This is a genomic window from Brevundimonas sp. NPDC007368, from assembly GCF_042869015.1.
In the GTDB taxonomy this organism is placed as follows: domain Bacteria; phylum Pseudomonadota; class Alphaproteobacteria; order Caulobacterales; family Caulobacteraceae; genus Brevundimonas.
The window spans coordinates 234,645-254,495 of record NZ_JBIAFA010000005.1 but is presented as its reverse complement, the minus strand read 5'-3'; the positions used below and the strand labels follow the sequence as shown (position 1 = coordinate 254,495).

At 69.7% G+C, this 19,851-nt stretch carries 16 protein-coding genes; 7 read left to right on the top strand and 9 right to left on the bottom strand.

Translation table 11 applies throughout. The features are described 5' to 3' along the window. The first annotated feature begins 3 nt into the window (after positions 1 to 3). Genes murD through ACFYLW_RS12600 form a run of 4 tightly spaced genes read left to right on the top strand, consistent with a single transcriptional unit; the run spans position 4 to position 4,896 of the window. Entirely contained in the window at positions 4 to 1,392 is a 1,389-nt protein-coding gene (gene murD, locus ACFYLW_RS12615; RefSeq protein ID WP_312065656.1) for a UDP-N-acetylmuramoyl-L-alanine--D-glutamate ligase, read from the top strand. After that, positions 1,389 to 2,570 carry a putative peptidoglycan glycosyltransferase FtsW gene (locus ACFYLW_RS12610; RefSeq protein WP_312065658.1) on the top strand — a complete coding sequence of 394 codons (1,182 nt, stop codon included), beginning with the start codon at positions 1,389 to 1,391 and terminating at the stop codon, positions 2,568 to 2,570. The genes murD and ACFYLW_RS12610 overlap by 4 nt, the downstream gene beginning before the upstream one ends. A 12-nt stretch (positions 2,571 to 2,582) precedes the next feature. Next, the gene (gene murG, locus ACFYLW_RS12605) at positions 2,583 to 3,668 is read left to right on the top strand and encodes an undecaprenyldiphospho-muramoylpentapeptide beta-N-acetylglucosaminyltransferase (RefSeq protein WP_312065660.1); all 1,086 of its coding nucleotides are present in this window, start codon (positions 2,583 to 2,585) and stop codon (positions 3,666 to 3,668) included. A gap of 49 nt (positions 3,669 to 3,717) precedes the next feature. Next, positions 3,718 to 4,896, top strand: a complete 1,179-nt coding sequence (locus ACFYLW_RS12600; protein WP_312065661.1) for a mechanosensitive ion channel family protein — start codon at positions 3,718 to 3,720, stop codon at positions 4,894 to 4,896. 74 nt (positions 4,897 to 4,970) lie between these two features. Here the strand turns inward: ACFYLW_RS12600 and ACFYLW_RS12595 are convergent, their stop codons facing one another. Next, a complete protein-coding gene (locus ACFYLW_RS12595) occupies positions 4,971 to 5,426 on the bottom strand; it encodes a hypothetical protein (protein ID WP_312065663.1) in 456 nt (151 codons plus the stop codon). Positions 5,427 to 5,496: 70 nt separating this feature from the next. Here ACFYLW_RS12595 and ACFYLW_RS12590 point away from each other — a divergent pair, with 70 nt between their 5' ends. After that, positions 5,497 to 6,357, top strand: a complete 861-nt coding sequence (locus ACFYLW_RS12590; RefSeq protein WP_312065665.1) for a WecB/TagA/CpsF family glycosyltransferase — start codon at positions 5,497 to 5,499, stop codon at positions 6,355 to 6,357. Between the two features lie 223 nt (positions 6,358 to 6,580). On the opposite strand, the gene smc is transcribed toward ACFYLW_RS12590, so the two are convergent. The 5 genes from smc to ACFYLW_RS12565 form a co-directional block, all read right to left on the bottom strand. After that, positions 6,581 to 10,021 (bottom strand): chromosome segregation protein SMC, encoded by a 3,441-nt coding sequence (smc, locus tag ACFYLW_RS12585; RefSeq protein WP_390183170.1) that lies wholly within the window; start codon positions 10,019 to 10,021, stop codon positions 6,581 to 6,583. Positions 10,022 to 10,031: 10 nt separating this feature from the next. Beyond that, the gene (locus ACFYLW_RS12580; RefSeq protein WP_312065609.1) at positions 10,032 to 10,688 is read right to left on the bottom strand and encodes a DsbA family protein; all 657 of its coding nucleotides are present in this window, start codon (positions 10,686 to 10,688) and stop codon (positions 10,032 to 10,034) included. Beyond that, a complete protein-coding gene (locus ACFYLW_RS12575) occupies positions 10,685 to 11,290 on the bottom strand; it encodes a DsbA family protein (protein WP_312065628.1) in 606 nt (201 codons plus the stop codon). Before ACFYLW_RS12575 ends, ACFYLW_RS12580 begins: the two co-directional genes overlap by 4 nt. A gap of 24 nt (positions 11,291 to 11,314) precedes the next feature. Beyond that, positions 11,315 to 11,947, bottom strand: coding sequence for a DsbA family protein (locus tag ACFYLW_RS12570; protein ID WP_312065612.1), 633 nt, complete (start codon positions 11,945 to 11,947; stop codon positions 11,315 to 11,317). A 100-nt stretch (positions 11,948 to 12,047) separates the two neighbouring features. Continuing rightward, positions 12,048 to 12,611, bottom strand: a complete 564-nt coding sequence (locus ACFYLW_RS12565; RefSeq protein ID WP_313472333.1) for a DciA family protein — start codon at positions 12,609 to 12,611, stop codon at positions 12,048 to 12,050. A 21-nt stretch (positions 12,612 to 12,632) separates the two neighbouring features. Here ACFYLW_RS12565 and mutY point away from each other — a divergent pair, with 21 nt between their 5' ends. Then, entirely contained in the window at positions 12,633 to 13,652 is a 1,020-nt protein-coding gene (mutY, locus tag ACFYLW_RS12560) for an A/G-specific adenine glycosylase (RefSeq protein WP_312065616.1), read from the top strand. Here the strand turns inward: mutY and ACFYLW_RS12555 are convergent. From ACFYLW_RS12555 to ACFYLW_RS12545, 3 genes are all read right to left on the bottom strand, one after another. Next, on the bottom strand, positions 13,649 to 15,796 hold the full coding sequence (locus ACFYLW_RS12555; RefSeq protein ID WP_312065618.1) for an amylo-alpha-1,6-glucosidase: 2,148 nt from the start codon (positions 15,794 to 15,796) through the stop codon (positions 13,649 to 13,651). The two genes, mutY and ACFYLW_RS12555, sit on opposite strands and share 4 nt — an antisense overlap. Before the next feature lie 80 nt (positions 15,797 to 15,876). Next, complete coding sequence (locus tag ACFYLW_RS12550) at positions 15,877 to 16,989, bottom strand: glycosyltransferase family 4 protein (RefSeq protein WP_312065620.1); 1,113 nt, start codon at positions 16,987 to 16,989, stop codon at positions 15,877 to 15,879. A 110-nt stretch (positions 16,990 to 17,099) separates the two neighbouring features. After that, positions 17,100 to 18,179 (bottom strand): site-specific DNA-methyltransferase, encoded by a 1,080-nt coding sequence (locus tag ACFYLW_RS12545; protein ID WP_312065622.1) that lies wholly within the window; start codon positions 18,177 to 18,179, stop codon positions 17,100 to 17,102. A 161-nt stretch (positions 18,180 to 18,340) separates the two neighbouring features. On the opposite strand from ACFYLW_RS12545, the gene murC reads away from it, so the two are divergent. After that, positions 18,341 to 19,786 (top strand): UDP-N-acetylmuramate--L-alanine ligase, encoded by a 1,446-nt coding sequence (gene murC / locus ACFYLW_RS12540; protein WP_312065624.1) that lies wholly within the window; start codon positions 18,341 to 18,343, stop codon positions 19,784 to 19,786. Positions 19,787 to 19,851 lie beyond the last annotated feature (65 nt).

Here is a 19,851-nt window from a genome sequence, read left to right as displayed (position 1 = left end):
CCCATGATCCCGGTTCCCGGCTTCGAGGGCAGACGCGTCGCGGTCTTCGGCCTGGGCCGGTCCGGGATCACCGCCGCGCGCGCGCTTCAGGCCGGCGGCGCCGTTCCGGTCCTGTGGGACGACGGCGTCTCGGGCCGAATGCAGGCCGAGGCCGAAGGCTTCGTGGTCGAGGATCTCACCCGCGCCGACTGGTCGGGCTTCGCCGCCCTGGTCCTGTCGCCCGGCGCGCCCCTGACCCATCCCAAGCCGCACTGGACCGTCGAGCGCGCCCATCAGGCGGGCGTGCCGGTCATCGGCGACGTCGAGCTGTTCGCCCGCGCTCTGGACGCCCTGCCTGAGGGCCGGCGCCCCCGTGTCGTGGCCATCACCGGCACCAACGGCAAGTCCACGACCACGGCCCTGATCGGCTGGGTGCTGAAGTCGGCGGGTTTGAGCGTCCACATCGGCGGCAACATCGGCATCGGGGTTCTGGCCCTGCCGGCGCCGACGCCGGACGCCGTCTATGTCATCGAGGTTTCGTCCTATCAGCTGGACCTGACCACGAGCTTCGCGCCCGACGTGGCCATCCTGACCAACATCAGCCCCGACCATCTGGACCGCCACGGCGGCATGGAAGGCTATGTCGCCGCCAAGCGGCGCATCTTCCAGGCGCAAGGCCCTGAGGCGCTGGCTCTGGTCGGCGTGGACGAGGCCTGGGGGCAGGGGATCGCGGCGGACCTGCGCGCGCAGGGGCACCGCATCGAGACCGTCTCCACCAACGGAGACGCCGAGGGCTATCTGGCCACGCCCGGCCTGCTGACCTGCAACGGCCAGCCCGTCGCCGACCTCACCGCCGCCCGCTCTCTCCCCGGCCGTCACAACGCCCAGAACGCCGCCTTCGCCTATGCCGCCGCCCGCGCGCTGGGCGTGTCGCATGACGCGGCGGTCGAGGGGCTGCTGACCTTCCCCGGACTGGCGCACCGGATGGAGGCCGTGGGCCGTCTCGGCGCCGTCCGCTTCATCAACGACTCCAAGGGCACCAACGCCGACGCCGCGCGTCAGGCCCTCGCCTCCTATCCCTCCGTCTTCTGGATCGCGGGCGGCAAGGCCAAGGAGGGCGGCATCGACAGCTTGCGCGACCTCTTCTCCCATGTGACCAAGGCCTATCTGATCGGGGAGGCGGCGGACGCCTTTTCCGTCACCCTGGCCGACACGCCGCATGTCGTGGCCCACACCATGGAGCGCGCCGTCGAACTGGCCGCCGCCGACGCCGCCAAGGCCGGGGGCGAGCAGGTCGTCCTGCTGTCGCCCGCCTGCGCCAGCTTCGACCAGTTCCCCGACTTCGAGGTGCGGGGCGAAGCCTTCCGCGCCGCCGTCCTGGCGCTGGGCGCGAAAGCGGAGCCCGCCGCATGAGCCAGAGCTACAGCCATCCCTTTTCGCGCAATGACCAGAGCCTGATCGCGCGCTGGTTCTGGACCGTGGATCGCGGCCTGCTGGGCGCGGCCCTGACCCTGGTGGCGCTGGGCGTCTCGCTCAGCTTCGCCTCCAGCCCCGCCGCCATCCTGGCGGATGAATCCATCACCGACCCCTTCCACTATTCGTGGCGGATGATCGTCTGGGCCAGCATGGGCACGGGCCTGATGCTGACCACCTCCCTGCTGTCGCCGCGCGGCGTGCGACGGATCGCCGTCCTGGCCCTGTTCGGGGCCATTGTGGTCATGGCGGCCCTGCCCTTCATCGGCGACACGGTGAAGGGCGCCGCGCGCTGGGTGAACCTGGGCCCGTTCAGCCTGCAGCCGTCCGAGTTCGCCAAGCCCGGCCTGATCGTCTTCGCCGCCTGGATGTTCGCCGAGGCGCAGAAAGGGCAGGGGGTGCCCGGCGTCAGCATCGCCTTCGGCTTCTGGGCCCTGACCGTCGGCCTGCTGCTGATCCAGCCGGACATCGGCCAGACCCTGCTCATCACCACCACCTTCATGGCCGTCTTCTTCATGGCCGGGGTGCCGCTGAAATGGGTCGCCGTCATCGCCGCCATGGGCGCGGGCGGGGTGGTGTCGCTCTACTTCACCTTCAGCCACATGCGCGACCGCCTCAGCCGCTTCCTGTCGCCCGAGACGACCGACACCCACCAGATCGACCGCGCCTCCGAGGCCATCCGCGCCGGCGGTCTGGTCGGACGCGGCATCGGCGAAGGGGTGATGAAGCGCCACGTCCCCGACCTGCACACCGACTTCATCTACTCGGTCGGCGCCGAGGAGTTCGGCCTGATCCTGTCGCTGACCATGATCGGCCTCTACGCCTTCATCGTCATCCGCGGGATGCGCAAGGCGATGAAGCTGAACGACCCGTTCGAGCAGACGGCGGCGGCGGGCCTCTTCATGCTGATCGGGCTGCAGGCCTGCATCAACGTGGCGGTGAACCTGAACCTGATCCCGACCAAGGGCATGACCCTGCCCTTCATCAGCTATGGCGGCTCGTCGATGATGGCCATGGGCCTGACCATGGGGTTTGCGCTCGCCCTGACCCGCCGTCGTCCGGGGGCCTATGAGCCGGGCTCCAACATCTCCCCGCCGCGTCGCCGCCTGCTGCCGTAAGAGAGTATCGCCATGAACAAGGTCTGCGTCGTCGCCGCCGGGGGCACCGGCGGTCACATGTTCCCCGCCGAGGCTCTGGCCCGTGAACTGGCGTCGCGCGGCTGGCGCGTGGTGCTGGCCACCGACGCGCGCGGCGAGCAATACGCCCACGCCTTCCCGGCCGAGGAACGTCTGGCGCTGGACGCCGCCACCGGCAGCGGCCCGATCGGCATGCTGAAGGCGGGTCTGGCCATCTGGCGCGGCGTGGGCCAGGCCAAGTCGGCCTTTGATCGCACCGGCGCGGACGTGGTCGTCGGCTTCGGCGGCTATCCGTCGGCCCCGGCCCTGGTCGCCGCCATCCTGCAGAAGCGTCCGACCCTGATCCATGAACAGAATGCGGTGCTGGGCCGCACCAACCGTATGTTGGCCCCGCGCGTCGGCGGCGTGGCCTCGGCCTTCCCGACGCTCGACCGCGCGCCCGAGGCGGTGAAGACGCGCGCCCAGGTCGTCGGCAACCCGGTCCGCCCCGACATCCGCGCCCTGTTCGACCGCGCCTATGTCGCGCCGGCAGGCGACGGTCCGATCCATGTCCTCGTGACCGGCGGCAGCCAGGGCGCCCGCATCCTGTCCGAGACCGCGCCCCGCGCGCTCGCGGCCCTGCCCGAGGCGATCCGCAGTCGCCTGCACGTCCAGCAGCAGTCGCGACCCGAGACGCTGGAAAGCGCTCGCCAGATCTATCTGGAGGCCGGCATCAACGCCGAGGTCGCCCCCTTCTTCCGCGACATGGCCGACCGCCTGTCGAAAGCGCATCTGGTCATCGGCCGCGCCGGGGCATCGACCTGTTCGGAACTGGCGGTTGCGGCCCTGCCGTCCGTCCTGATCCCGTTGAAGATCGCCATGGACGACCACCAGACCCTGAACGCCCGCGCCCTCTCCGAGGCCGGCGCCGCTTGCGTCATCGCCGAGGACGATCTGACGGTCGACAGCCTGACCGCCGCCCTGACCGAGGTTCTGTCGGACCCGGCACGGCTGGCCGCCATGTCCGCCGCCGCCCGCTCCGTCGCCATCCCCGACGCCGCCGTCCGCCTGGCGGATCAGGTCGAAGCAGCGGCGCGCTGAAGCGCCGCACGGCCTTGGGTCGGGCGGCGAAGCTGGCTAGGCTGCGCCCATGCCCCAGTTCGTTCTCGACCTGACCAACAACGTCTTCGCCCTGTGGAACCAGTTCCACTGGCTGCCCGAGTGGGCCGTGGTGACCATCATCACCGTCGTCTTTGTCTTCATCGGCTGGGCGGCCAACCAGGTGGTCTTCGCCCTGCTGAAGCTGGCGGTGCGCAACCGCGACGTCTTCTGGAAGGGGATGCTGGGCCGCGCCCGGCTCAAGGTCCGCATCGCCGTCATGATCATAGCCCTGGCTCTGGCGGTGACGGTCTCGCCGCTGGACCCCGAGCCGTCGCTGCTGATCCGGCGCACCCTGCTGTTCGGCTTCATCCTGGTGTGCGGCTGGATGATCGCCGGGGCGGTGGACATGGGGGCCGTCGTCCACCTCAAGAAGTTCAACATGGACACGGAGGACAACCTCCTGGCCCGCAAGCACGTCACCCAGACGCGCATCCTGCAGCGGGTAGCGGCCATCCTGATTGGACTGATCACCCTGGGGCTGGCGCTGATGACCATTCCGGGCGTGCGCCAGTGGGGGCTGTCCCTGCTGGCCTCGGCGGGGGTGGTGGGCATCGTCGCCGGTCTGGCGCTGCAACCCTTCCTGACCAATCTGATCGCGGGCATCCAGATCGCCACGGCCCAGCCTATCCGCCTGGACGACGCCGTCATCGTCGAGGGCGAGTGGGGCCGGGTCGAGGAGATCACCTCGACCTATGTCGTGGTCAAGCTGTGGGACTGGCGGCGCATGGTCCTGCCGCTGACCTATTTCATCCAGAAGCCGTTCCAGAACTGGACCCGTGACGACAGCCGTCTGATCGGCGTCGCCTTCCTCTATGTGGACTACGAGGCGCCGATCGACCGGCTGCGGGTCAAGCTGGAGGCCATCGCCCACGCCTCGCCCCTGTGGGACGGCGACGTGGTGTCCCTGCAGGTCACGGACATAACCGATCGCGTGGCCCAGGTCCGTTGTCTGACCAGCGCCAGGAACGCCTCGGTCGCCTTCGACCTGCGCTGCGAGGTGCGCGAGAAGATGCTGGCCTTCATGCGGGACGAATGCCCGCAGGCCCTGCCGAGGGATCGGGTGGACCTGGATCGGAACGTAGGCGGCCTTCTCCCTCCCCTTCATGGGGAGGGTGGTCGCGAAGCGACCGGGTGGGGAGGTCGAGGCGACACAGAGCGTGGCGATTGATCTGCCAAAGCGCCCCCACCCGTCTGCCGCTTCGCGTCAGCCACCCTCCCCATGAAGGGGAGGGAGAGGCGATGTCAGTCTTTCATCCGCTCGCGCCCGATGCGCACGGCGTCGGCCGTGCTGACCGCATCCGCCGTCCGCGTCTCCGCCCCGCAGGCCACCGCCGCCAGTTCCGCCGCGTCTCCGCCGGGCGCGATGGCGAAGGGCGCGGACTTCGTCGGCGTGATCGGCCCCTCGGACCCGTCGGCTTTCAATGACGCGAAGTCGAGCCGATCCGCCGTCTGCGCCGCGCAGTCGAACCGCCACCAGGACCAGCCGCCGGCATAGGCGACGCCGCCGATCACCATGTCCTCCTCGCTGACCTGCAAGGACCGCATCCGCACGCCTTCGCCGTCGGGCGTGGCCGAGGCGGCGTCGGCGAAGATGGCGAACCGTCCCACGCCGGTCAGAACCAGGGCGTGATCCTGGGCCGTCGCGCTGGTCGCGCACAGGGCGAGGGCGACCGTTAGGACCGTCAGGGCTCGCGTCATCGTGGCATCCTGTGTTTCGTTAACCGCATCCGCAAACCACGTGTTGAGACGCCGCGTCTATAGCCAAGCCATGTATCAGGAACCGCTCGGAGTCGTCGCCGCCCTCGCCCCGCCTGATCGGCGGGCGCATGAACGGCGTCCGTTCCGTCAGACGCGCCGACCTGAGGAGCGCGTCCGCATCCTGGGCGAGACCGTTGATCTGATGCGGCCGGAGGAGGTGCTGCTGCACGTCGAGCGCTGCATCGAGGCGGGCGCACGCAGCATCATCGCCAACCACAACCTGCACAGCCTCTATCTGCTGCCGCGCACGCCGGGGATGCGACGGCTTTATGATCTGGCGGATGTGGTCGAGCTGGATTCCACGCCCCTGATCCACTTCACCCGGCTGCTGGGCCTGCACAGCCGACCCTTCCACCGCTGCACCTATCTGGACTGGCGCGACCAGTTCTGGAGCATGGCCGATCGCAAGGGCTGGCGGGTCCTCTATGTCGGCGGCGCGGACGGGGTGGCGACGACGGCGGCGGAGCGGCTTGCGGCGCGCTATCCCGGCGCTGTCATCAAAGGCCTGACCGGCTATTTCGACGCCACGACGGGATCGGCGGGCAATACCGCCGTCCTCGACGCCGTGCGTGACTTCCAGCCGAACGTCCTCTTCGTCGGCATGGGCATGCCGCGTCAGGAACTGTGGATCGCCGACAACATCGAGGCCCTGCCTCAGGCCGTCATCCTGCCGGTCGGCGCGGCCTTCGACTATGAGGCGGGCGTCCAGAAGGCGGCGCCCCGCTGGATGGGGCGGCTCGGCGTCGAGTGGCTGTTCCGCCTGTTCGCCGACCCGAAACGCCTGTTGGCCCGCTACTGCGTCGAGCCCTGGTTCCTGATCGGCCCGGCCCTGGGCGACGTGCGCGAGGCCATGCGGCGTAAGAAGCGCTGAATCAGGGGCACTGTCGAGCCATCGCAATGACGCTGGCCGAGGCTTTGAATTTCCACGACTTCGCTCGAAACAGACGTAATCGACCTGACAGGCCGCTCAGTGCCCCCATACTGGCCGAGGCGCCGGGCCCTTGGCGCGACGACGGGGAGGCGTCAGTGCCGATTTCAGACGATTCAGACGAATTGGACTCTGTTTTTGTCTGGCATCGAACGGACGCCTCCGATCAGGCCGCCACGATCTGCTCGGCCTGTTTCAGGTTGACGCTGACCAGCTGGCTCATGCCGCGCTCGGGCATGGTGACGCCGTACAGGCGGTCCATGCGGCTCATGGTCACCGGGTTGTGGGTGATGACGATGAAGCGGGTGTCGGTGCGCGACCGCATCTCGTGCAGCATCCGGCAGAAGCGGTCGACGTTGGCGTCGTCCAGCGGCGCGTCCACCTCGTCCAGCACGCAGACCGGGGCCGGATTGGCCAGGAAGACGCCGAAGATCAGGGCCGCCGCCGTCAGGGCCTGCTCGCCGCCGCTCATCAGGCTCATGACCGACAGCCGCTTGCCGGGCGGGCAGGCGTAGATCTCCAGACCGGCTTCCAGCGGGTCGTCGCTCTCGACCAGCTTCAGCTCCGCCTGACCGCCGCCGAACAGGGCCTCGAACAGAGCCTTGAAGTTGGCGTTGATGACGTCGAACGCCGCCACCAGCCGCTCGCGACCCTCGGCGTTCAGTTCGTCGATGCCGTCGCGCAGCTTGGCGATCGCCTGGGTCAGGTCGATCCGTTCCGACTTCATGGCGCCCAGACGCTCGCCGTATTCGGCGGCCTCTTCCTCGGCGCGCAGGTTGACCGCGCCCAGGGCCTCGCGCTCGCGCTCCAGCCCGGTCAGCAGGCTCTCGGCGCCGGCCGTGTCCGGCGGGCGGGCGATGGCGTCGTCGATCAGCTTCTGGCCCAGCTCGTCCGGCGACATCTGCGCCGTTTCGCGGACGTTGGCCTCGGCCTCGGCCAGACGCTCGGTCGCGGCCTCCGCGCGGGCGGCCAGACCGGCGCGGGCCTCGCGCGCGGCCCCTGCGGCGGCCTCGGCGGCGCGGCTGGCGCGGTCGCTCTCGCCCGCCGTGCTTTCGGCCAGCGACAGGGCCTCGGCGGCGGCGCTCTTGCGCGTCTCGGCGGCGATCAGGGCGTCCATCAGGGCGCCGCGCTGTTCGGCGAAGCCCTGGGGCGCGATCTCGGCCTGTTTGAGCAGAGCGGCGGTCTTGTCGGCGTCCTTGCCCAGGGCGGCGACGCGCGCGGCGCTTTCCTTCGAGCGCCCGGCCCAGCCCTCGTGGGCGTGGGTCAGGCTGCCCAGACGCTGTTCGCGCCCGGCGCGGTCGCGGGCTTCCTCGTCGCGGGTCGAGCGGGCGGTCTGGGCCGCCTGCCGGGCCGCGTCGGCGGCGACACGGGCGGCGGCCAGTTCGTCGCGCAGGCCTGCGATGGTCTCGGATGGCGCCTCGACCGACTGCGCGGCCTCCAGTGCAGCCTTGGCCTCGGCCACCTCGCCGTCCAGCCGGGCGACGGTTTCGTCCAGAGCCTGGGCGCGGGCTTCGCGCCGGGTCTGGTCGCGCATCAGGCTTTCGACGCGGTCGCGCGCGGCGACCACGGTCTTGTCGGCGGCGAAGGGCTTGAGCCGGGCGGTCTTCACCGTTTCCTCGGCGGCGCGGAAGGCCTCGGTCGCGGCCTTCTGGGTGGTCTGGGCGGCTTCCAGCGCGGGCTTGCCCGTGTCGATCTCGGCTTCCAGTTCGGCCAGCCGCGTGCGCTGGGCCAGACGCACGGCGGCGGGACGCGGGGCCTCGGCGCGGCTGACGAAGCCGTCCCAGCGATAGAGGTCGCCCTCGACCGTCACCAGACGGGCGCCGGTCGGCAGGGCCTTGGCGAGGGCTGCGATCCGCTCCTTGGGCGCGACGCCGCAGAAGGCCAGACGCGCGGCCAGTTCGACAGGCGCGGTCACGTGAGCGGCCAGGGGCTGGACGCCTTCAGTCCAGACAGGCGAGGGCGCATCGGCGCCCGCCCAGTGGGCGGCGGCGCGAGCGTCCAGCGCCGCGTCCAGATCGTCGCCCAGAGCGGCGGCCAGTGCGGCCTCGTAGCCCTTGGCCGCCGACACCTTGTCCAGAGCGGGCGGGTGGTCGCGCTTGCCGGTGACCAGCAGTTGCGCCAGCCCCCGCGCCTCGGTCTGCAGGCGGCCCAGCCGGTCCTCGGCGGCGCGAGCATGGGTGCGGGCTTCGGCCTCGACGCGGGCCAGGTCGCCGCGCGCGGCCGCGGCGGCCTCGACGGCCTCGCGGGCGGCGGTCAGTTCGGCCTGCGCCGTCTCCAGAGTGGTGCGGGCGACGGCCAGTTCCGGCGTCTCGATCGGGCCGAGCGCCTCGCGTTCGCGTTTGGCCTGTTCGAACTGGCCGACGACGCGGGTCAGACGGGCCTCGGCGTCGCGTTTGCGGGCGCTCTCGGCGTTGGCGCGGGCCTCGACAGCGGCCAGCGTGCCCGCCAGACGCTCGACCTCGGCGTCGGCGGCCTTGCGCGCATCCTCGGCGGCCAGCAGGGCTTTTTCCAGTTCCGGCGCGCGCTCGGGGGCGGCGGCGATCTCGGCCTTCAGCCTGGTCAGTTCGTGATCCAGCCGGTCCAGCTCGCGCTGGGCGTCGGCGGCCATGCGCTCTTCGCGCTCCACGTCGGCGGCGATGCGGGCCGCCTCGGCCTTCAGCCGGTCGACCTCGGCGCGGGCGGCCTGTTCGGCCATGTCGAGGCGGTCGCGTTCCAGCGTGGCGCGGTGCAGCAGCGCGCCGGCCACGGCGTCTTCCTCGCGCGCGGGCTTCATGGCGTCTTGGGCCTTCAGGGCCTCGGCTTCGGCCTTGGTCGATGCGGCGCCGGCCTCGGCCACGGCGCGGTCGGCGTCGCGCAGTTCCTGGGCTGCGACCTCGGCGGCCGCCTTGGCGTCGTTCCAGCGCACATAGAGCAGGGCGGCCTGCAGGGCGCGGATCTCGGCCGAGATCTTCTTGTACTTCTCGGCCTGGCGCGCCTCGCGCTTCAGCCGGTTCAGGGCCGTCTCCAGCTCGCGGCCGATGTCGTCCAGCCGGTCCAGATTGGTCTCGGCGGCCTTCAGGCGCAGTTCGGCCTCGTGACGGCGGGTGTGCAGACCGGCCACGCCGCCGGCCTCTTCCAGAATCCGGCGACGGTTCTGCGGCTTGGCGGCGATCAGTTCGGAAATCTGGCCCTGGCGCACCAGGGCCGGGCTGTTGGCCCCGGTCGAGGCGTCGGCGAACAGCAGTTGGACGTCGCGGGCGCGGACCTCCTTGCCGTTGATGCGATAGGTCGAGCCCTGACCCCGGTCGATGCGGCGCGACACCTCCAGCACCGGGCTGTCGGTAAAGGGCTGGGGCGCGCGCTTCTGGGCGTTGTCGATGGTCAGGACGACTTCGGCGTGGCTGCGCGGCGGACGGCCCGCCGCCCCGGCGAAGATGACGTCGTCCATGCCCTGGCCGCGCATGGCCTTGGCCGAGTTGGCGCCCATGACCCAGCGCAGGCTTTCCAGCACGTTGGATTTGCCGCAGCCGTTTGGCCCGACCACGCCGGTCAGGCCGGACTCGATTTGAACTTCCGCCGCGTCGACGAAGGATTTGAAGCCGACGAGCTTCAGTCTCTGGAACTGCATCGGCGGGGGCTTAGCGCCCCTTGAGCAGCGGGTCTATGGCTGCCGACAGGGTTTCCAGAGAATGGTCCAGGGTGCGGCGGCCGTTGACGAAGAAGGTCGGGGTGCCGTCGACGCCGGCGGCCACGGCGGCCTCGATGTCGCGTTCCAGCGCCTGGCCCGTCGCGGGATCAGCCAGACAGGCTTCGACCTGGGCCTGGGTGCGGCCGCTGACGCCGATGGCGCCCATGTACCATTGCCGGGCGTTGCCGCTGGCGAAGGCGGCGGACTGACCGGCCATGAAGTGATGGGCCACGTCAAAGAACCTGCCCGGCGCGGCGCAGCGGCCGATGGCGGCGGCGGTGGCGGCGACCTGGGCGGGCTGGGTCGGCATGTCGCGGAACACCAGCCTGACCTTGCCGGTGTCGATATAGCGGGCCTTGAAGGTCGGCAGGACCTCGTTGGTCCAGTCGGCGCAGTGGCTGCAGGTGAAGGAAGCGTATTCGATCACCGTCACGGGGGCGTCGGCGCGGCCCAGGACGCGGTCGGCGGCGGTCACGGCCGGAACAGCCGCCACGGCGGGCGTCGGGGTAGCGGCGGTGGGCGAAGCTTCGGCGGCGACGACGGGCAGGGCCGCCAAGGTCAGGGCCGCCGTCAGGGGCAGGGTGCGCCACAGGGTCTTCATGGTCATTTCGCGCTCAAAAGAGGATCGATCCGTTGCGACAGGCCGTCCAGCGAGCGATCAGCCACGACCTCGCCGTTGATCATGAAGGTCGGCGTGCCGGTCACGCCCGCGCTCTGCGCGGCCTTGATGCGTTTCTCCATGGCCGCGACGCCCTCGGGATCGGCGACGCAGGTCTGGAACTGGGCCTCGCTCAGGCCGGCGTCGCGCGCGGTGCGCAGCAGGATGTCGCGCGGCGGGGTGCCGGAATGCAGTGCGGGCAGGGACCGCATGATCTGGTCGACGACATGGAAATACCTGTCCTCGCCCGCGCAGCGCGCCAGCAGGAAACCGGCGACGGCCATGTCCTGGGGCGGGGTGGGGAACTCGCGGAAGACGTAGCGCACCTTGCCCGTGTCCACGTATTTGGCCTTGAACTGGGGCCAGACCTGCTCGTTCCAGGCGGCGCAGCCGGAGCAGGTGACGGAGGCGTACTCGACCACCGTCACCTTGGCGCCTTCGGGGGCGCCCAGAGTCATGTCGCCCTCGGCGGGGGCCGCGTCCTTGCCGCTACAGGCCGCCAGCGCCAGTACAACGCTCAGGGCCGCAGCCCCGATCAGCTTCCTCAACATGTCCACGCCCCCGCCTGGTTGAAGTTATTTCTTGGCCAGTTCCGCGTCGATGGCTTCCGACAGGCCTGACATCGAGCTGTCCAGCACCTTCGTACCGTTGACGAGGAAGGTCGGCGTGCCGGTCACGCCGGCGTCGATGCCGGCCTTGATGCGGTTGCTCATCTCTTCGATGGCGGCCTTGTCGCTGATGCAGGCCTCGGTCTGTTCCTGGCTCAGGCCGGCGGCGGCGGCTGCGCGGAACAGGGTAGTGCGCGGGGCCACGCCCGCCATCCATTCCTTCTGGCTGGCCATGATGTCGTGGACGACGTCGAAATACTTGTCCGGGCCGGCGCAGCGCGCGATCAGGAAGCCGGCGACGGCGATGTCCTGCGGCGGGGTCGGGAACTCGCGGAAGACGTAGCGCACCTTCTTGGTGTCCACGTATTTCGTTTTGAATTCGGGCCAGACTTCCTCGTTCCAGACGGCGCAGTGACCACAGGTGACCGAGGCGTATTCCACGACCGTGACCTTGGCGTCTTCGCCCGCGCCCATGCCCATGTCGCCCTGTGCGGCGCCGCCGGTCTTGGCGGTGCAGCCGGCGACAGTCGCCATGGCGGCCAGGGCGGCGGCGGTCAGGGCCGCGCGGCGGCTCATCGAAGCGTAACGGAACGTAGCCATGGGTCGTCCTTAGGCGAGAGTGTGACTCAAAAGGATGGCGCGATTCCCTAGGGCGTGCGCGATCCGCATACTTTTCGAGAACAGGTGCGGCGAAGGTTTGTCAACGGCGCTCGTTTTCCGGCGGCTGCGACAGGACGGCCCGGCCCAATTTTCTGAGCGCGGCTTTCAAGCTGTCGGGGGCGTCCTCGACAGAGTTGGCCAGTTCGGCTTCGACCGAGGCGGGCAGGGGCGGCAGGACCATCTTGCCGCGCGCGCGGGGCTTGGCGCCCGCCACGGGTAGGGGCTTCACCGGTCCCTGGGCGATGCGCAGCTTCTCAACCGATCCAGCCCCGAGGAACAGGTTCACGCGTTGGATGATGTCCTCGGACTGATGCTGCACCAGCAGGGCGGCGGGGCCTGCCACGCGCAGCTCCAGCGTGCCGCCCGCGCCGCCGCGACCCTTGGTCAGCTTCTGCGGGCGAGTGACGCGGGCCAGACGTTCGCCGACGATCTCGACCCAGCGCGGCTCCAGCGCGCCGGCGCCGCGTCCGAACTGGGCGTCCAGCTTCCTGATCAGCGGGGCCAGCGACTTGCCGGCCGGGGGCGGCGGGCGCAGTTGCGGCCGCGTCCGGCGCCGCGCCAGGATTTCGCGGGCTTCGCTTTCAGTGGGCAGAGGACGACGCATTCGTCCTATATAGCCCGACCCATGCCCGACGTCCCCTCCCTCCGCGCCGCCCTGCTTGATTGGTACGACGCCCACGCGCGGACCTTGCCGTGGCGCGCGCCGCCGGGGGCGGACAGGCGCACCGAGCCCTACCGGGTCTGGCTGTCCGAGGTCATGTTGCAGCAGACGACGGTGCCGCACGCCGCCCCCTATTTCGAGCGCTTCACCACGCGCTGGCCGACCGTCAGTGATCTGGCGGCGGTCGAGGATTCCGAGCTGATGGCCGCCTGGGCGGGGTTGGGCTACTACGCCCGCGCTCGCAACCTTCTGGCCTGCGCCCGCGCCGTGGCGGATCAGCACGGCGGGGCCTTTCCCGACACCGAGACGGCGCTGCTGGCCCTGCCGGGGGTGGGCGCCTATACCGCCGCCGCCGTGGCCGCCATCGCCTTCGACCGGCCCGCCAATGTCGTGGACGGCAATGTCGAGCGGGTCATGAGCCGGCTGTTCGCGCTGGAGGCGCCTCTGCCCGCCGCGCGACCCGAGCTGAAGCGGCTGGCCGCCCTCTTCGTCAGCGACGATCGCCCCGGCGACTGGCCCCAGGCCCTGATGGACCTCGGCTCGGGCGTCTGTCGGCCCAAGTCGCCCTCGTGCGATCTCTGCCCCCTGGCCTTCGGCTGCGAGGGGCTGAAGACCGGCGACCCCGCGCGCTATCCGCTGAAAACGAAGAAGGCCGAGCGCCCGCACCGTCTGGGCCACGCCTTCGTCCTGCGCGACGGCGAAGGCCGGATCGGGCTGGTGAAGCGCCCGGACAAGGGGCTGTTGGGCGGGATGCTGGGCCTGCCGACCTCGGACTGGAGCGCCTCGCCCGCCTTTGATCTGCCGGTCGCCGCTGACTGGACGCAAGCAGGGGCGGTCGAGCACGTCTTCACCCACTTCAGCCTGACCCTGACAGTCCATGTCGGCGAAGGCGCGGGCGACTTCGTCTGGACCGAGGCCGGCGAGGCCCTGACAGCCCTGCCGACCGTGTTCCGCAAGGCCCTGGAGCGCGGGCTGGCGGCCTAGCCGGTCACTCGCAGATTGACCACGCCGCTGCGCTCGCGCGGCATGACCACCACCTGACCGTCCAGCCGTTGGAAGTGCAGGTCGATGACCCCGTCGCCGACCTGCAGCCGCGTCACCGACAGCCGGTCCACCCCGGGCGGCAGGGTCGGGTCGGCGACCTCGACCAGTTGCTCGGGCGCGTCGATCGACAGGCCCAGCGCGGCCTGCAGCATCAGGAAGACGGAGCCCGCCGCCCAGGCCTGCGGCAGGCAGGCGACCGGATAGGCGATCGGCGGCTCGCCCGTCTCGCGGATGAAGCCGCAGAACAGTTCGGGCAGGCGCAGCTGGAAATGGGCGGCCGCGCCGTAGATCTCGCCCAGCAACATGGCCACCGCCCGCCGCTCGCCGTAGCGGGCCATGCCCGCCGCCGCCATGGCCGTGTCGTGCGGCCAGACCGAGCCGTTGTGATAGCTCATCGGATTGAAGCGGGCCTGCCCCTTGGCCAGGGTCCGCAGGCCCCAGCCCGAGCGAAACTCCGCCGTCAGCATCCGTCGCGTCACCAGCCGGGCGCGCTCGGGCGACGGCAGGCCGCTGAACAGCAGATGCCCGGCGTTGGAGCCGACGGCCTGCATCTGCTTGCCGTCGCCGTCCAGGGCCACGGCGTAGAACTGCTGGTCCTCCATCCAGAATCGGTCCTCGACCAAGGATCGCACCGCCACAGCCTGCGCCTGCCACTGGCTGGCCCGCTCGTCGCCCATCTGCGCGCCCATTTCGGCCAGGGCGGTCCAGGCGGCGAAGGCGTAGCCTTGCACCTCCAGCAGGGCGACCGGGCCCTTGGGAAAGCGGCCGTCGCTGTCGAAGATGGAGTCCTCGCTGTCCTTCCAGCCCTGGTTGGACAGGCCGGTTTCGGCGGCGCGGGCGTAGTCGATCAGGCCGTCGCCGTTGCTGTCGCCGTAGTCGCTCATCCAGCCCGCCGCCGCGATCAGATTGGGCCACAGATTGCGGATGGTCTCCACGTCGCCGGTGCGTTTGGCGTAAGCCCCGGCCAGGGCGATGAACAGGCAGGTGGTGTCGACCCCGCCGTAATAGAGGCCGAAGGGCACCTCGCCGAGAACGCTCATCTCGCCGCCGCGCGTCTCATGCATGATCTTGCCGGGCGCGGAGTCCTTGAAGGCGTCCACCTCGGTCGCCTGACGCGCCGCCAGATAGGTCAGCACGCCGCGCGCCAGACTGGGGTCCACCCACAGCATCTGCCAGGCGGTGATGATGCCGTCGCGCCCGAACGGGGTCGAGAACCACGGGACCCCGGCATAGGGATAGGGGCCGGTCGGCAGGTCGGTGGTCAGCAGCGCAACATCGGTGCGCGACTGGGTCAGCCAGTCGTTGATGCGCGGATCGCGCGGCGCGGCCACCCCGGCGCCGCGCCGCATCCGCCGACGCATGGCCAGACGGGCCTGGATGGAATTCCAGCGCCAGCGCTCCTGGTCCGGGGTGTCGCAGACGTCGATCCCGCATTCGATATAGAGGTCCAGCCGCTTGCCCTTGGGCAGGCTGAACATGAACTCCGCCCGGTTGGCGCTGAGGCGCGCGGGCGGCTCGGAAAAGGCCAGGCAACTGGTTCGGGTCACGCCGTCCAGCCCGGTGTAACCGAAGGTGACGCGCCGTCCGTCCATGATCGGGGCGTGGACCTCGCCGCGCGTCAGGCGGGGCGTGCCGCGCACCTGAAAGATGTCGGCGAAGTCGGCCCCGAATTCGAACGACAGCGGCAGCAGGATGTCCTCGACGCCGTGGTTGACCATCCGCACCCGCTCGAACAGCCTCTTGTCCCAGAGGAAGCGCCGTCGCTCCAGATGCAGCACCCCCGCCGGGGCCGAGCGCCCGCCCATCGGCGGCAGGGGGCGGTTGGTCGAATGGCAGGTGAAGAAGACGTTGTCCTCGGTCACGCCGGAGCTCAGCCGCGACGGCCTTGCTCGCCCCACTGTCAGAACGAAGTGCGACAGCAGGCGCGTGTCCCGGTCGAACAGGCCGTCAGCCCCGCTTTTGACGTCGCCCCAGTGGTCCGCCACCAGAAAGGTGTCGGCGTCCTTCAGCGCCATCAGGGTCTCGAGGCCGTCCTGATCGCTGTTGTCGGCGGCCGTGGTCTGGACCGAATAGGCGTCGTCCATGGTCTGCCTCGCTGCTGCGCGAAAATCGTTCAGGCGCCCCTAGGGAAAATGGTCGAAGCGCCGAAGGGTTCAGCCGAACCTCAGCCGATGGCGGCGAAGCTGCGACCTTCGTCGGCGATCCGCGACGCCCGGCCGCTGTCCAGAACGTGCGCCGCGAACGGACGGCGGGCCAGCAGGTCGCTGTAGACGTCGAGATAGCGCCTCGCCATGGCTGTGGCCGAGAAGCGCAGGTCGAAGCGCGCCCGGATGGCCTCGCGATCCAACCGGTGCGCCTGTCCGGCGGCGACCACCGCCTGATCCATGGTGTCGACCAGAAAGCCGGTGGCGCCGTCCTCGATGATCTCGGGCGTCGAGCCGCAGCGGAAGGCCACGACGGGCGTGCCGCAGGCCAGGGCCTCGATCATCACCAGGCCGAAGGGCTCGGGCCAGTCGATGGGAAACAGCAGGGCCTCGGCCCCGCCAAGGAAGGCTGACTTCCGGTCGTCGCCGATCTCGCCGACGAACTCGATCAGCGGATTGCCCTCGACCAGAGGCTGGATGACCGTCTCCCAATAGGCCCTGTCCGCGGCATCGACCTTGGCCGCCATCTTCAGCGGCTTGCCCAGACGCGTGGCGATCTCGATGGCCCGGTCGGGGCGTTTCTCGGGCGAGATGCGGCCGAGGAAGGCGAGGTAGCCCTGCGGCGTGGGCGAGAAGCGATAGAGGTCGCCGGGCATGCCGTGATGCACCGTCGCCTTCCAGTTGGCCCCGGGCAGAGGGCGGCGCTGGTCGTCGGAAATGGAGACCAGGCCGAACTGCGGCCAGCGTCCATAGACCTCGGGCAGGTCCTTCAGGTCGAGGCGCCCGTGCAGCGTGGTGATGGTCTTGTCGGCCAGCCCCTGGAAGAAGGGGAAGTGGGCCATGTCGGTGTGGAAGTGGATGATGTCGAAGTCGTCGGCGCGGTCCAGCACCTCGGCCAGCATGGTCATGTGCGCGGCGAGATCGGATTTCAGCGGCTCCGGGTCCAGCCGGATGGCCTGATCGCGCACCGGGATCAGCCGCGCCCGCGTTTCGGCCTCGGCGCTGGCGAACAGGGTGACGTCATGGCCCAGCTCGACCAGGGCGTCGGTCAGGTGGGCGACGACCCGCTCGGTGCCGCCGTAAAGGCGCGGCGGCACCGCCTCATAGAGGGGCGTGACCTGAGCAATCTTCATGATCCGACTCCCGCGCCCCCGATGGCGCACTGGAATCGTCAACACGGGTCATGGAACCCGGTTCCAGCGTGGCTGGAACGATAGTTCAAGCTTTACAGTGGCTTTGCGGCCTACTGCATCCCGGCGCGGATCTCGGCGCGCAGGGCGTCGATGGGGCGCAGGCCCGTGTCGGTCTTGAAGCGCCAGTAGGTCCAGCCGTTGCAGGCCGGAGCGTTTTCCAGCAGGGCACCCAGCTTGTGGATCGAGCCGGTCATGGAGCCGGACACCAGCGAGCCGTCGGCGCGCACGCGAGCCTCATGATCTCCCTTGGGGCAGTAGAGCTTGTCGCCGGGGGCCAGCAGGCCGGCCTCGACCAGGGCGCCGAAGGGCACCTTGGGCTCGGCCTTCTTGGAGCCGGTGACGACCAGATCCTCGGGCGCGGCGGGAATGACCGCCTTGATGCGCTTCTCGGCCAGTTTGGCGTAGGTCTCGTCGCGTTCGATGCCGATGAAGTGGCGGCCCAGGCGCTTGGCCGCGGCGCCCGTGGTCCCGGTGCCGAAGAAGGGGTCCAGCACCACGTCGCCGACGCGGCTGGCCGACAGCAGCACCCGGTGCAGCAGGGCCTCGGGCTTCTGGGTCGGGTGGGCCTTGTCGCCGTTGTCGTCCTTCAAGCGCTCGTTGCCGGTGCACAGGGCCAGGGTCCAGTCCGAACGCATCTGGGTGTCTTCGTTGAAGGCCTTCAGCGCGTCGTAGTTGAAGGTGTAGCGCTTCTGCTCGCGCGACTTGGCGGCCCAGATCAGGGTCTCGTGCGCATTTGTGAAGCGCGTGCCCTTGAAGTTCGGCATTGGGTTGGACTTGCGCCAGATGATGTCGTTCAGCACCCAGAAGCCCAGGTCCTGCATCGCCGAGCCGAGGCGGAAGATGTTGTGATAGCTGCCGATGACCCAGAGCGAGCCCTCGTCCTTCAACACGCGGCGGCACTCGCCCAGCCAGGCGCGGGTGAAGGCGTCGTAGGCGGCGAAGCTGTCGAACTTGTCCCACTCGTCGTCGACCGCATCCACCTTGGAGTTGTCGGGACGCAGCAGGTCGCCGCCCAGCTGCAGATTATAGGGCGGGTCGGCGAAGACCATGTCCACCGACTTGTCCGGCAGGCCCTTCAGCACCTCGATGCAGTCGCCACGCAGGATGACGTCGGTCTTCAACTCGGACATGGAAAAGCGGCCCCGGACAGATGAGGAGCTTATGGTGAATCCTTACGGTTAAGGCGGAGTAACCAAACTTAAGATCCCGACAGATCGAGAGAATCCTTTGCCCGCGCGGACGACAGGCAAAGATGGTGCAAATCGCATCCCGTCTGAGCTATGAGGCGAGGATGATCGCACGCCTTCGCCCCGTTCCGTTCGCCCTTGGGCCTGTCCACTTCGTCGGCATCGGCGGCATCGGCATGAGCGGCATCGCCGAGATCATGCTGAAGATCGGCTATCAGGTGTCCGGTTCGGACGCCAAGGCCAGCGCCAACACCGAGCGGCTCGAGAAACTGGGCGCCCGCATCTACATCGGCCACGACGCCGCCCATGTGACCGAGGGCGTCTCGGCGGTGGTCTATTCGACCGCGGTCAAGGCGACGAACCCGGAGCTGGTCGTGGCGCGCGAGCGTCGCATTCCCCTGGTGCGCCGCGCCGAGATGCTGGCCGAGCTGATGCGTCTGCAGTTCTCGGTCGGCGTCGGCGGCACCCACGGCAAGACGACGACGACCTCGATGGTCGCGGCCCTGCTGGACGCCGGTTCGCTGGACCCGACGGTGGTCAACGGCGGCATCATCAACGCCTACGGCACCAACGCCAAGGTGGGCGAGGGCGACTGGATCGTGGTCGAGGCCGACGAGAGCGACGGCTCCTTCCTGCGCCTGAAGTGCACGGTCGCGGTCATCACCAACATCGACCCTGAGCACCTGGACCACTACGGCGACTTTGACGCGGTCAAGAAGGCCTTCTGCGACTTCATCGAGGATATTCCCTTCTACGGCTTCGGCGTGGTCTGTCTGGACCACCCGGAAGTGCAGAAGCTGGCGGCCCAGATCGATAACCGCCGTCTGGTCACCTACGGCCTGAACCCTCAGGCCATGGTTCGCGCCGAGAACGTGCAGATGTCGCCCGACGGCTCGCGCTTCGACGTGGTCATCCAGGGCCAGGGTCTGGCCGCGCTGGACGAGCCGACCCGCATCGAGGGCCTCTATCTGCCCATGGCCGGCTGGCACAATGTGTCGAACTCGCTGGCGGCCATCGCCGTGGCGCGCGAGCTGGGCGTGGACGACGATTCCATCCGTCAGGGTCTGGCCGGCTTCGGCGGGGTCAAGCGCCGCTTCACCACCACGGGCGTGGTCAACGGCGTGCGCGTCATCGACGACTACGGCCACCACCCGGTTGAAATCGCCGCCGTGCTGAAGGCCGCCCGTCAGGTGGTCCAGTCGGCTGACAACCCCGGCCGCGTCATCGCCGTGGTCCAGCCGCACCGCTACACCCGCCTGCGCGACCTGATGCAGGACTTTTCGACCTGCTTCGCCGACGCCGACAGCGTTCTGGTCGCCGACGTCTATCCGGCGGGCGAACAGCCGATCGAGGGCGTCGACAAGCACGCCCTGGCCGACGGCATCCGCCGCTATGGCCACCGTCAGGTCGCCGCCCTGGAAAACGCCGCCGTCCTGCCGCGCGTCATCAAGGACGAGGCCAGGCCGGGCGATCTGGTCGTCCTGCTGGGCGCCGGCGACATCACCAGCTGGGCCTACGCCCTGCCGGCGCAACTCGAGGCGCTGGGCTGAGCCTCCCCACCATCCGCTCATCCCCGCGGAGGCGGGGACCCAGTGCTTTGGCTTTCGGCGGCGAC